Origin of the sequence: Alteromonas sp. S015 (genome assembly GCF_036864485.1) — a bacterium.
Taxonomy (GTDB): Bacteria; Pseudomonadota; Gammaproteobacteria; order Enterobacterales; family Alteromonadaceae; genus Alteromonas.
Genome location: NZ_JAZETO010000007.1, coordinates 257,611 through 269,987 on the forward strand (window position 1 = coordinate 257,611; position 12,377 = coordinate 269,987).

Here is a 12,377-nt window from a genome sequence, read left to right on the forward strand (position 1 = left end):
TGGCGTGAATGTTATAAGTTATCGTTTAAATTGTTAGATGTGCGTCTCTTCCTCTGTACTAGTTCTGGCTTTTAATTACTTTAAAAACTGACAGCTTCTGCCCAGATTGTAGAAAATTGCCTTCCCATATCCGGTATATGTCCTTTGCTTTTTCGATATAAAAAAAAAATAGGTTTTTGAACACACCCGCCTGAAAGTCAAAGTCGAGGTTTTAAGCTATCTTTGCAAACGAGCCAATGCCATATCGCTTTGGCTCTAAAGCAGAACTTGAAAATTACTTGAAAGCTCATCCTACGAAGAAACAAACTCAAAAAGCCTTAATTGCTAACTCACCTGCACCTGCTGCTTTATCCATTCCGGATGATGCTTGTCACTATGATGATCACGAGCTTCGAGTACTGACAGTTAGAGAAATGGCTCGAATTCAGTCTTTTCCCGACCAATTTGTATTTCGTTTAAAAGTTACTACTGGTGGGAACATGAGAAAATTTGAGGTTCTTCAATATACTCAGGTAGGTAATGCAGTTCCACCAATACTAGGGGCTGCACTAGGTAGCTGCTTATCTCGGCTTTTATAAAAAATTATTGGAGTTTTATGGGGGAACGAGCGCAAATCTAAATTTCATGTAGATCCCTGTCAGCTGAATTTTCCCCTATCTTTTAGTTTTGGCTCTTTGAACTGTTTATAAACCTCCGCTTAAACTCCTTTTTTCTTGCCTCAGGCTCGACCGCTTTAAGTCCAGTGCACTTGTGAGTAGCATGCGCGTCCCATCCAAACGGCCATCGTTTAAATTCATGCTGATGACAGGCAGGACAAGAACGCTTATTTTCTGCATTGAAGACAACCTGTTTTGTCTTGGTTATGGGAATGGGCTTTGTCGGTGGCTTTGCAGATATACCGTTTATAGGCTTAACTTTTGGTATCCAGATAGCATCGCCTTTCTCTGGGTCACCAAAACAGGTGCGCTCCATTTCGGGTAAGCTGGCTACCCATGCGGCACTATAGGCGTCCACTCTATCGTGCATCGGACCAAGACACATGTTGGCTGCTTGTTCCCAGTCTTCGTTAGTTATCGGCCAACCCGTATATTGCGACATGGCAGATAATTGTAACTCGGCCTGATTCCCTTTGCTTTTATGGATATCAGCAACGCCTAATTGTTTCACTGTCGCGTGTGGATAGACTTCTATGCACTCAGCTACTTTGCTTTGCCGCTCGTTCAGTGCAAAACCTAATAGCATAAATATTTGATGAGCATGTGGCAGGTTTTGTATTGGCTTATCTGCTTGCAGATGATCAATACCCTTTGCCTTAATGGCTTCGAAATCGTCTCTCGATGGCGTTGTGTAACAACTGATGCCTGCCTTATCGAGTGCCTGTTCCGCGAGCCTGCGTTTAAGCCGGTTATCTCTTGGTCTAAGTGGTGAGTCAATGCCAATACGAACAGGATTCAACTGATAGGTGACGCATACCGTTTCAATGTAGCGCGCGACATCGTTTGCAAATGCTTGATTTACTTTTTCGTGCAGTGTTAGAGCGTTTCCCAACCCTCTAGGTGATTTTATTTGGTAATTAGCTAATGGAAACGGCAATAATTGTCCATTTTGTCTGGTGCAAATCACCAGCGGTAAATACTTATCTTTCGCACAAGCGACATCAATGCCGATAAACACGTCCATGTTTACCTCTCCTATTTCTCAAAAACCTACCGTCTATTGTTAGACGATACTACACGATTGAAATTAATACCCAATCAAGATATTGCCTGAGTTAATATATTTTTGATATTTAACAAGGATGTTTGATTATGCCTAGAAAAAACACATCTTTTGCTGACCTTCTTTTCCAAGCGCCATGGTGGGTTTCAGTTACAACATCGGCAATTACCTATTTATTGATCGGCCATTTGCTGCCTTCTATCGAGACGAATAATCAGCTAATCAATATGGTATTTAAGGCGCTCGCAGTTCCTGCGCCTTACTTTGCAATTTTCATATTACTCATTGCTCCATTTTCATTTTTTAATGCTCGACGCAAGGCCAAGCAATTAGATGCTCAAAAGAGTATTGAAACTATACGTCAGCTGCACTGGCGCAACTTCGAAGAACTAGTGGCAGAAGCCTATCGTAGACAAGGGTATCGAGTAACCGAAGGTGGGTTTGGTGCTGACGGTGGAATTGACCTAGAGCTTAGGAAAGGCGATGAACGAGTCATCGTTCAGTGCAAACAATGGAAGGCACAAAAAGTTGGTGTCAGCGTGGTACGTGAGATGTTTGGCGTGCTCACCGCTAGCAATGCAAACAAGGTTATTATTATTTGTTCGGGTAAATTCACCCAGCAAGCTATAGATTTCGCCTCTGATAAGCCCGTTGTACTCATTGACGGAGACGAGCTGCTTTCACTTATCCATGATGTGCAAACGGAGCCAAAGGTAGAGGAGATAAAAAAGACCACTTGCCCTAGGTGCGGAAGTGATCTTGTTGAACGACAAGCAAAGCGTGGAGCCCATGCAGGCAATACCTTTCTAGGTTGTTCTGCCTTTCCTAAATGTCGTTACACAGAATAAGTATTTTTAAGGATAAAATTGATGAAAGACTTGGATGTTCATAAAAAAGTAGCGGTACTAATTGATGCTGATAACGCTCAGCTGTCGAAACTTTCTGCCATTTTGGATGAGATATCAGCACACGGCCATGTTCTCATCAAGCGTGCCTACGGGGACTGGTCTATTGATGCGTTGAAGAATTGGAAGACGCCTCTTAATGAATTAGCCATACAGCCGATTCAGCAATTTGCTTATACAACGGGTAAAAACGCAACAGATGCGTCGATGATTATTGATGCGATGGATTTACTCTATTCTGAAAAAATAGACGCATTTGCTTTAGTATCCAGTGATAGCGACTTTACTAAGCTAGCGTCACGTTTGAGAGAATCAGAGAAGTTTGTGTTTGGCGTAGGTGAGAAAAAAACGCCAGTGTCATTTCGCAACGCCTGTGATGACTTTATATTCACCGAAAACCTAGAGGCTGGTCAGGTTTCTAAATCAGGTAAACCTAAACAGGAGCAAAGTAGCGCTGGTAATGGTGCAGAAGAGCTAATACCAGCAATGCTTAAAGCTTGGGAGTTATATCAGAATGATGATGGTTGGGTGAATGTTAGTCCAGTTGGTAATTTTCTAAAACGTGCAAAACCTGATTTTGACCCAAGAACTTATGGTGCAGCAAAAGTGACCGATATTGTTTCCAGTCTGCCTACCGTCTTTGAAATGACGAGACAGAAAGGAAAAGGGACGACACAAATTATCTTGTACCGTCCTATCTTCGCGACCACTTAGCCTAATCTAATTCCCAAGGAGGAAGATCAACGTTTTCCATATTCGACTTTAAAGGTTTCTTTTGCTTGGTTTTGCGTTTTGTCTTGAGCACTATTTTGCCCTCGTCCAAAAAGCGTCTGTAGGCGCGTTTTGCTTCTTCGATAGACGCGAAACCTTGGTAACGGCTTCCTGAATAGCCATTCACTAAGGCTTTAGTTTCTTTCCATGATTTGTAAACTCCCGGCGTTCGACCTTTAAAGACTACATAAGCGGCATACCTGCTAGTGATGTTGTAGTTGGAAAAGCATCTCGACATGATTACCTCCTTTGGTTTGTCAGCTTTCCCAATGCGTTTACACTTTTATGTTTTGTAGCTACTCGGATACCGATATCGAGAAGACATCTAATTCCAGCCAGTAATGCAAGAAGTTACCTTCCCATATTTGGTACATATCGGTTGCCTGCTCAATAGGAAATACACCAAACAAGTTTTGAAAAACACCTGCATCGAAATCAAAGTCGAGGTCTTTTGCTAGCTCTGCATAGGGGCCGCTTCCTAGATAGGCGAAGTCGGTGACGTAGCAAAAGTGCCATGCGTTATTGCGTTTCTCCAAACGAATCTCTACAGGGTGAAAACCACCATTTTCAGCTGAGTAATTAGGGTCTCTGAAGTTAATTGTTACGCTTGTTTGTGACACGCTATGCTGCACAAGTAAATCGACGAGTGCTCGTGCAAATCGCTTTGAGACAGGCAAAGCGAGTCCTTCATAATGAATATGCATAATAAAAACTCTTCTAATTGGAATCTATGAATGTGAGTGCTGCCTAGCGCGTCTGTACGACGCTTTCAAGCAACTAAGTAACGTACCTGACTAGCAGTTTTCAATGTCTTCTACGTCGCTTTCAGTAGCGCTATTCGTTAAGCTTCTGAAACGCTAGCGCTACGTAAGTGCGACTTACTTTTGTAAGATAGACAGCACTCGATTCTTGGTTCGTTGTCGTTGTTCATACAATCACGCGCTAAGGGCGATAACTGATGAGTAGAGCAGGGGGCTAACTACGATTTTGCTAACTTTGCGTTGGTCGGAGTCTTCCCCTTTGCGACAGTCTTTGGCGGCGATATTAAGAACTCATCAAGCTCTCCTTTTTCTACCGCGCTTATCAAGATGTCGATGACCTCGGGAAGCTTTTCTTTAGCGCCAACATCTATGGCTGGTTTCCCCTTTTGTAACTCGATTGCTCTTATGCCCACTTTTACTTCCAGGAAATAGTGGTTATCTGTGTCGTAGTACCAAGGACGAACAGTAGCCTGCCAACGTTTTTTAATCCGCTCTCCTGTTTCTGGATCTTTGACTGTTTTTTCTTTGTATGCCACGAATGGTGTGCCTTCAAGCATACAAGTGGCGAGCTTTTTTTGCTGTTCAAGTCGGTTGATTAGCTTCATACGCTTGTTCAATACCGGTGGCTTTTGCTTGATTTCAGGACGAGCGATAACCTTGAGCGAACTCAATACAGATGTAGTCATAATGTTTACCTTTAAATGTTAAGGGCGAATAAAGCCCATTGGTGTGTGTTTCTGCTTGCGCAGGTTTTCGTCTGCCAACAGGTTGATGGCAAAGTCACGAATTTGAATTTTGGGTTGAAACTTCTTTCGACGAGCCAATAGAGCGAAATCACCGGGTGTAAGGTTGCTAAGTGAAGATAACCTTTGTGTCTCAGCTTCCTTGAGCGTTCTAACTTTAGTGAGTTTTTTGTACAACTCTACTACTTGAGTAGACGTAAGGTATTGGCAGTCTAGTTTGAAATCGAACCGACGTAACACGGCTTTATCAAGCTTGTCGGAAAAGTTAGTAGCAGCGAATAAAGGCTGTGTGAAACACTCTATTTGCGTTAAGAACTCATTAACCAGCTGATGTTCGTGATGAGCAGTGAGCGCTTCACGTGAGCTTAGTAAGCTATCCACTTCATCAAGCAATATGACTTGCTCCTCATCATGAGCGCGCTGAAATAGCTCAGCCACCTTTTGCTCACTTTCACCCACCCATTTACTTAAAATATCAGAGCATTTAACACGCAGCAGTTTCCTACCATGTTGCTCTGTCAAATAGTGCGCGAAAGCCGTTTTTCCTGTTCCTGGAGGACCTGAAATCAATGTTCTCGCTGGCTGGTTGTGTTTAAGTGCGAACGCTATCTCGTTGAGATACTCCTTTGACTGCTTAATATTTAAGTAGCTCGTATCGAAAGGTAGCTCACTTTTGTACTCAAGTTTATTTTGCCATTGCTCCGTTGCTCTGAGTGAAGCTTCGACAACTTGACCGATTACAGCTTCTGCGCGAGCACGTTTAGCGTTTACAGCGTGAGCGACATGTGTTGCGTTAGCAACAATTGCTGGCGTAATGTTCTCTGTTTGACTAATCATTTTTCGTGCTGACGGAGAAACACTCAAGCCGTGATAGTAAGGCCGCGTTATCTGTTCGATTTCTTCTGGTCTTAACGTAGGAACGTCTAATACGAGCTTGAATCGCCTTATAAAGCTTGGCTCAAGATATTGGATATGGTTTGTAATCCAAATGCAGGGAATTTCGTTTTGCTCAATGAATCGCTGTAGATGTTCTTTACTGTATTGGCTGTCAGCACAATCGAATAAACTCTCGCATTCATCTACCAGCAACATAGCGTCCGCCTTACGCGTCAGCAATGATTGAAGTAACGCTAAATAACGTAGCCTTTCTTTGTTTGGAAAGCGGCTATTGAACTCATCTTCAGAAAAATTGCTAGCAAGTGCAGTAGAGCGAATTTCGTAAAGTGTTCTATCGCAGTATTTGGCAAGTGTCCTCGATAACTCTGTTTTACCTGTTCCTGAAGCTCCATAGAGCAAAATACTTGCTCCAGACTGTCTAGACTTACTAGCAGCAGTGAGATATTGCGACAAAAGCGCAGTATTCACGTGAGGAAAGTCATCCAATGTGAAGTTTGCATCGGGCGAAGGATGCAGCAACGGTGCTATAAGTGTTTCCCTTGAGGTGATTGTTTCACTTAACAACGTTCGAACAAGTGCTTTTGGCATTGCACCATACTCGAAGGACAAAAAGTCTGTATCAGGCAGAAAACCATAATGATTGAGCTGTGCAGTTGCGTGAGAAAATAGTTCGTCACTGATGCCTGAAATGTCTTTGAGGATTTCGTTTAACGAAAGGTGGCTTGTTTGCATGTGCACCTCAGAAGAAAGCGCTCTAATCCACTTGTTAACCTGCGAGAGCAAGGCGAACTGAATCAGTAACTCGGTTTGCTTAGGCAAGTCCATCACGGTTCTGATATAGCGACAATTTGCTAAAAAGGTTTTCGTTACCTGAGGCTGAGTATCAGTAATAGTGAGGCAAGCTTTGTAATTGACGTTTTTGCTTCTACCTATGAAAAACGATTGGGTAGATACCTTGCTACCACGTAAGTTACTGGCAAGACTTTTACCGAGTATATCGGTATCGACTAAAGGCAGATAGTTGAGCAATCGCTTGCCCCATTCACATGCAAGGTAATTAAGCTCACTCGACTTATTGAGTACTTTATAAGACATGCTAGCGCCCCATTATTGATAGGAAAGTAGAGATGCAGCTTCTTTCATCACTTTTTCATCTCGCTTGTCGTACATGATGGTTGTACTGATATCCTCATGCCCTGCCATTTGGCGCACAGTGTTTATATCTACATTTTGTTCAAGTAATCGTGTGATAAACGTTCGTCGAAGGTCATGCGGCGAGACTCCTTCTATGCCAATTGATGCTAGCGACTTTTTAGTGAGTGAATAGATAGAGCACGATGACAACGCGGTGTTGTGTTTAATATTTCCACCTTTTGCAACACGAACAAACAAGTGGCCGTTGCTTTTACTTCGAAGTGCTAGCCATTGATTCAGCGCAAGTTGCGTCCATGCTGGCAGATGAACAGTTCGGCTCTTGTTACCTTTTCCTTTTCTGACGATCAAAGCTGTACCTTCGATAAAGTCTTCTACCAAGAGTGCTACTAGTTCACTTCGTCGTAACCCTGTGCCTAAAAGTGTTGAGATTAACGCGTAGTTTCGAATGCCAAGAACAGATTTATCGCGTTGTAACTTTATCAGCAGCTTATTGACCTGCTCAGTTGAGAGAGGCTTTCCATCATGTTTGCCATGATTCACTTTGCTGATAGCCCGAAGTTGAATTGACTGCATTTCTGGTACGAGCCCAGACAGTACAGCTATTTTTACGATACTTCTGATTGCTATCATTGCTCTGTTGATAGATCTAGCTGACCAACCCTGAGTGATAAGTTTCGTTTTGATATAGGTAGCTTGTTGAAAGTCGATATGATGATATTTATCTTCTCGCTCTTCATCAGTCCAACCCATCATGTCTGCGATGCTATTTAGTTGTGAAGCAATAGAGCGCTGACTATTAGGCGCAAGTCGACCTAAATACAGCGCATAGGGGCAAGCTGCATTCATAAAATGCTCCGAAGTTGTAGTTAAAAGTATTGAATTTGAATGGAAGTGCTTAGAAAGCGAAAAAGATAATATCAGGCGATATTAGTGATTTATATGGCTGTTTTGTCCCAGTAAAAAATAGTTATTTTGTTGATTTCCCCCAGCGCTTAGTGAGATCTATTTTGTTGAACCGCTCATTGAGACGGATGTGAACAATTTTGGCATCTTTAGATAACAAAACTTCTTCCTTCGTGTACTTGAAGCCTATCCTATTTACAGCGAGGTTTTCTTCACATAACTCTGTACAAGTTATGTAAAAGAAACTGTGTAGTCTATTGAGCAAACTAATAAGATGTGATGTATCCAAGTCCAGCCGACATTTATTAGCAATGTCTAACAGACTTTGCTTTTCCAAAAAGTCATATCCAAACTCACAGTTGCGAGTGCCGTGAAAGTAGAGCACCCCATTTTCTCCAATTTGTGACATATGGAAGTCAGACATTGGTATGAGAAGAAAGCTTTGGCTTCCTAAGTTGTGCTCAAGTAAGTCAAAGAGTAAAAAGCCGAGTCGAATATCGTCAGCATCAAGCCTTGGATTTCGGACCAAATTTTTAAAATACAGGTCGAAAGCTTGCTGCGGCGGTTTCATGCGACTTAATTCAATATTTACATCGCCGCTACGACCTAGCCCTGTCGCTTGTTCTAATGCCTCGCGTTTAACGTTATCTGGCACCAGTCTGATTCGGTTTTCTTCCGTTCCTAATTTCACAATTACTCAACTCCGAACTATTGGAAAGTTTTTTATTTTAATTTTTTTTAGCCTATCAGTTTTTTTTGGTAATAAGAACAATAGCTTAAAGAGATAAATTTCACCTTAGTATTGATGTTAACTATCACGCTTCTAAACATGTCTGACGACAACGAAAAAAAAAGCTCTGCCTTTCCTGTTTAAGTGCTTGATATTAAATAGTTATTTTTGCTTTATTTATGAGGTGTTTAATAGGTCTTTTTCACTGAGGACACTGCTGCTACACATCCGGAAAATAGGTTTTGATTTAACACATCGAATGGTCATCAAAGTAATTTTTTGGAGTATAGCCAATGAAAATAAAAACATGTATTTCTACATTAAGAAAACTACAGTTCAATCGTATTAAGGATGTTGACGAGCTGATTGAAATAACTGGAATGGTGTATGAAGACTTAATATATGGTGTATTTAATGGGGAAAATTCATCAAGAAAAACATTCAAGAGCGTAGCTGAAGGAAAAAACTGGCTAAGAGTTAAAAATAACGAACGCAAAAATGTCCTTATCAGAAATGACGTGTGGCCCAAAAATAGGGAATTAAAGGGCATTCAAGGTATGTTTGAGATTGTTAATGTGGAAGAAGAAAAATTTCTTAAAAGTGTCTCTCATGCCTCAGTCATTACAAAAATAGGAGAAAAAAAGTACAGTGTAACATGGTTCGTCTGTCTAGAAGACGAAGAACAGCATGTGAAGTTAGCTGATGCCATAAAAGCAGAAAAAGAAGGTTGCATTAGCGCAAAAGTCATATCCTATTTTCCCATTCGACTTCCAGGCTCAAAGAACTGGAAGCAAAACGCTTTTGCGCAAATGCTTTGGTTTAAATATCAGCCGCTTACGCCAGTAGAGTTCGTTCTTAAGAATGAGCTAAAAGTATGGGTGTCACCATCTAAATTAAACGCGGATGAGGGGACCAGAGAATCTTTACCAATTGATTCTCTCCCTGCATTAATGCAAGAAACTGTAAGAAGCTTTAGCAAAGCCTATTGTTGCCCTCCTGAATTTGCTTTTGCTCCGCTTTTGACAATGATTGGTTCTGTCATAGGTCATAAAATTCACGTAAAACCTGAGAAAAATAGTGATTTAGTTATAGCGCCAAATTTTTGGGCTATATCAATAGGAGACTCGGGAGCAGGAAAGTCACCTGTGCATTTGCGAATGAGGGAGTTTTTTTGCCCACTGAATGATAAGGCCCTGTCAGACTACGAAGATGCTATAGAACGGTATGAAGCGCTGAAAAAAATAAGAAAAGAACGTGAGAAGACTGTTTCAAAGCATATCAGACAGCGCATTACCGCTATCGATAAAACCTTAGACCCTATAGAAAAAAGAAAGATGGAGGAATTACTAGCATCTGAAGTAAGCGAAAACTCAAGACAGCCTCAAAAGCCGACGTTAGTACGTTATACAACCAACAAGGCAACGTATGCCGCCCTGCAACACATGCTAGGCGAAAATCATAATGGCATTTTGATGGACCTTGAGGAGCTAAAACTATTTATTTATCAGCTTCGAGGCTCTAAAGGGTTTGAATATCGTTCATTCCTACTGGAGTGTAATTCGGGGTTTGGTCAGCATGATATCGATAGGCTAAACACGGGCACTACGTATGCCAGTAACATGCTCTTGTCGATTTTTGCAACCACCCAACCATCTGTTATTTATCCGCATATTCGAAATACCTTAAAGGGAAGTGAGGAAAATGATGGACTGTGGCAGCGCTTTAACATTCTTCTTCATCCGAAAACTACTGACAACGTTTCATCTGCTTCCGGAGAAGTGGAAGTATCATTAATTTCGAAAGTACAGAGTCTCTTTAGTTCAATTAATCGATGTGATTTCGGCTTCCAGCCAAATCTTGGCTTGAAAGAACGCAGCGTTTGCTTGTCAGAGCGAGCATTGGGTGTTTATAAACAGTGGTACCGCGAGATTACTTCCTTCAAGAGTAACAAAGACGTACATAATGTGTATCAAAACTACCTATTAAAATATAGAACGCTAGTGCCTAAACTTGCACTGCTTTTTGAAGTGGTTGAAAGTTTTGACAATGCGAAACAAGTTGTCGGCCCTATAAAAAGCGTTTCCGAAACCTCAGCTAAAAAAGCCGTCAGAATTGCAAAATTCTTGGAATCTCATGCTCGCCACGTTTTCGATGTTAGAACAAATGTTGATACTGCTAATGCGATACTGATTTTAAAACGAATAGATCGACTCCCGTCCAAGTTCTCGGCTCGTGACATAGCGCAAAAGAATTGGAGCGGGCTAAACACAAACACCGATGAAGTGAACCGAGCCATTATGGTTTTAGAGTCTGCATTAGTGGTTAGAAAGGCTACAAGTTGCAGACAGAAACCTTTGTGGGAAGTGAATCCTTATATCACTGAAGCTGGTGCCCAATGATATAAGCCTTAGTAGTTGTTTGAGGTGCATTTTTAGTTCAACAAAATGCACACTCAACACCTTCATTTTTAGTTGTTAATGTCTGTAATACCACTGTAACTATCTATTAATACACATTATTAATATACGGTATAGGCAGACACTTCTACGTATTAAAAGAGTGTTTTTATGGCAGAACGCAAAAATACACAGTCATGGATTCGTAGCACTTTTGATAAGTCTCGCTATGAACTTATTAACGACAAATACAATTCGCAGCTGTTGGCACTGCTTGATTTGGAAAATTCTGTTCCAAGTTTTATGGGAATTGATTGCGCTACAGCATTGTTGCAAGACATTGCTTTATGCCAGTACCAAGCAAAGTTACTGAGAAAATATAGTAGTGAACCACAACGATATCTGACTCTCGATTGTGATGGGATTACTATCACGGTTAGGTGTTCAAAGGTTGATGTTGATAACGTACTAAAACCTATTGGTAAAGATGGTAAACCACGTATTTACAAAGCAGGAACAGCTGCAAAGCCAGCTGCCTTTAAAGTTCTTACAGTTTCAACATATGAGTTAAACAAAGGCCCTACCTTAGGTAACGGCAAGCCGCGTTACTCACACGGATTCGAGCTTCGCTTTTACGGTGATAATTATAAGTCCTTGTTCTTATATTTAGAAAGCAGCGAAAATAAGTCCGGTAAGCATTCTCTACGATTATCGTTTAATCCAAATAAGCTAACACGGGATGAAATAAAGCAGGCGCTAATTCATGTTCAAAAACGGATTGGTGGTGAATACCGGTATATGCAATTGTTCAGCAAGGCCAAAGTGACAAGAATCGACTTCGGCATTTTATTACCTGGTGTTTCATCAGCGTTTGTACAAGCGTTCAGAAATAACGCGAAACGTATCGTATCTGAGTGTATACCGTTTGATGGTCAACGAGTTGTAGAAACCACTTATCTTGGCAAAAGGCAGAAATCCAGCCATTGCATCGTATACGAAAAACTGCTGAAAGAAAGTAAGGATTATTCAGAAGTCAAAACAGCAATCGATTGTTTGGCTGTCACTACGCGTATTGAGTGGCGACACTTACCTAACCGTGAAGGTCATAGTTCCGAATTAAAGGGTTTGACTGCATTTCCATCACGACTTAAGCAAATGAGGCTAATATCTCCTAATTACTTTTACCTACAAAGTAATGACATTTTGCAAACGATGCTTACAGACAAGCGACAGGAAAGTGTAAAACTAAGGAGAAGTCATATACGACGCGTATTAAAAAGCAAAGGTAAGAGAATGTCAGTATATAAGATTGAACCGACGTGGTTAGAGCAACAGCAACAGTTGCTAACCGGGAAACTGGTCGAGTTAATATTGTATCCAGAATTTGAATGCTAAGC

12 protein-coding genes are annotated in these 12,377 nt (G+C 41.3%); 5 read left to right on the top strand and 7 right to left on the bottom strand.

What is annotated here, in order from left to right; genetic code table 11:
- Window positions 1-236: 236 nt before the first annotated feature.
- Window positions 237-578, top strand: coding sequence for a DNA cytosine methyltransferase (locus V7R42_RS14785; RefSeq protein WP_333973638.1), 342 nt, complete (start codon window positions 237-239; stop codon window positions 576-578).
- Between the two features lie 82 nt (window positions 579-660).
- Here V7R42_RS14785 and V7R42_RS14790 read toward each other — a convergent pair whose 3' ends face one another.
- Window positions 661-1,680: a DUF429 domain-containing protein gene (locus tag V7R42_RS14790; protein WP_334021027.1), complete on the bottom strand. Its 1,020-nt coding sequence runs from the start codon at window positions 1,678-1,680 to the stop codon at window positions 661-663.
- A 128-nt stretch (window positions 1,681-1,808) separates the two neighbouring features.
- Here V7R42_RS14790 and V7R42_RS14795 point away from each other — a divergent pair, with 128 nt between their 5' ends.
- A complete protein-coding gene (locus V7R42_RS14795) occupies window positions 1,809-2,567 on the top strand; it encodes a DUF2034 domain-containing protein (RefSeq protein WP_334021028.1) in 759 nt (252 codons plus the stop codon).
- Window positions 2,568-2,588: 21 nt separating this feature from the next.
- Window positions 2,589-3,338 (top strand): NYN domain-containing protein, encoded by a 750-nt coding sequence (locus V7R42_RS14800; protein WP_012516807.1) that lies wholly within the window; start codon window positions 2,589-2,591, stop codon window positions 3,336-3,338.
- Window position 3,339: 1 nt separating this feature from the next.
- On the opposite strand, the gene V7R42_RS14805 is transcribed toward V7R42_RS14800, so the two are convergent.
- From V7R42_RS14805 to V7R42_RS14830, 6 genes are all read right to left on the bottom strand, one after another.
- Complete coding sequence (locus V7R42_RS14805) at window positions 3,340-3,633, bottom strand: RNase H1/viroplasmin domain-containing protein (RefSeq protein WP_334021029.1); 294 nt, start codon at window positions 3,631-3,633, stop codon at window positions 3,340-3,342.
- Window positions 3,634-3,691: 58 nt separating this feature from the next.
- Entirely contained in the window at window positions 3,692-4,099 is a 408-nt protein-coding gene (locus tag V7R42_RS14810) for a DUF2787 family protein (RefSeq protein ID WP_334021030.1), read from the bottom strand.
- Between the two features lie 275 nt (window positions 4,100-4,374).
- Window positions 4,375-4,842, bottom strand: a complete 468-nt coding sequence (locus V7R42_RS14815) for a hypothetical protein (RefSeq protein ID WP_334021031.1) — start codon at window positions 4,840-4,842, stop codon at window positions 4,375-4,377.
- Between the two features lie 18 nt (window positions 4,843-4,860).
- Entirely contained in the window at window positions 4,861-6,891 is a 2,031-nt protein-coding gene (locus V7R42_RS14820; protein ID WP_334021032.1) for an AAA family ATPase, read from the bottom strand.
- Between the two features lie 12 nt (window positions 6,892-6,903).
- Window positions 6,904-7,797, bottom strand: coding sequence for a tyrosine-type recombinase/integrase (locus V7R42_RS14825; RefSeq protein ID WP_202285880.1), 894 nt, complete (start codon window positions 7,795-7,797; stop codon window positions 6,904-6,906).
- Window positions 7,798-7,918: 121 nt separating this feature from the next.
- Window positions 7,919-8,545 (bottom strand): hypothetical protein, encoded by a 627-nt coding sequence (locus V7R42_RS14830; protein ID WP_334021033.1) that lies wholly within the window; start codon window positions 8,543-8,545, stop codon window positions 7,919-7,921.
- Between the two features lie 332 nt (window positions 8,546-8,877).
- On the opposite strand from V7R42_RS14830, the gene V7R42_RS14835 reads away from it, so the two are divergent.
- Together V7R42_RS14835 and V7R42_RS14840 are read left to right on the top strand one after the other, a co-directional pair.
- Window positions 8,878-10,983: a DUF3987 domain-containing protein gene (locus V7R42_RS14835; RefSeq protein WP_334021034.1), complete on the top strand. Its 2,106-nt coding sequence runs from the start codon at window positions 8,878-8,880 to the stop codon at window positions 10,981-10,983.
- Between the two features lie 168 nt (window positions 10,984-11,151).
- Window positions 11,152-12,375 (top strand): hypothetical protein, encoded by a 1,224-nt coding sequence (locus V7R42_RS14840; RefSeq protein WP_334021035.1) that lies wholly within the window; start codon window positions 11,152-11,154, stop codon window positions 12,373-12,375.
- Window positions 12,376-12,377: the final 2 nt, after the last annotated feature.

Coding starts and splice junctions, on each gene's coding strand:
- V7R42_RS14785 (WP_333973638.1), top strand. CDS start 237: ATGCCATATCGCTTTGGCTCTAAAGCAGAACTTGAAAATTACTTGAAA.
- V7R42_RS14790 (WP_334021027.1), bottom strand. CDS start 1,680: ATGGACGTGTTTATCGGCATTGATGTCGCTTGTGCGAAAGATAAGTAT.
- V7R42_RS14795 (WP_334021028.1), top strand. CDS start 1,809: ATGCCTAGAAAAAACACATCTTTTGCTGACCTTCTTTTCCAAGCGCCA.
- V7R42_RS14800 (WP_012516807.1), top strand. CDS start 2,589: ATGAAAGACTTGGATGTTCATAAAAAAGTAGCGGTACTAATTGATGCT.
- V7R42_RS14805 (WP_334021029.1), bottom strand. CDS start 3,633: ATGTCGAGATGCTTTTCCAACTACAACATCACTAGCAGGTATGCCGCT.
- V7R42_RS14810 (WP_334021030.1), bottom strand. CDS start 4,099: ATGCATATTCATTATGAAGGACTCGCTTTGCCTGTCTCAAAGCGATTT.
- V7R42_RS14815 (WP_334021031.1), bottom strand. CDS start 4,842: ATGACTACATCTGTATTGAGTTCGCTCAAGGTTATCGCTCGTCCTGAA.
- V7R42_RS14820 (WP_334021032.1), bottom strand. CDS start 6,891: ATGTCTTATAAAGTACTCAATAAGTCGAGTGAGCTTAATTACCTTGCA.
- V7R42_RS14825 (WP_202285880.1), bottom strand. CDS start 7,797: ATGAATGCAGCTTGCCCCTATGCGCTGTATTTAGGTCGACTTGCGCCT.
- V7R42_RS14835 (WP_334021034.1), top strand. CDS start 8,878: ATGAAAATAAAAACATGTATTTCTACATTAAGAAAACTACAGTTCAAT.
- V7R42_RS14840 (WP_334021035.1), top strand. CDS start 11,152: ATGGCAGAACGCAAAAATACACAGTCATGGATTCGTAGCACTTTTGAT.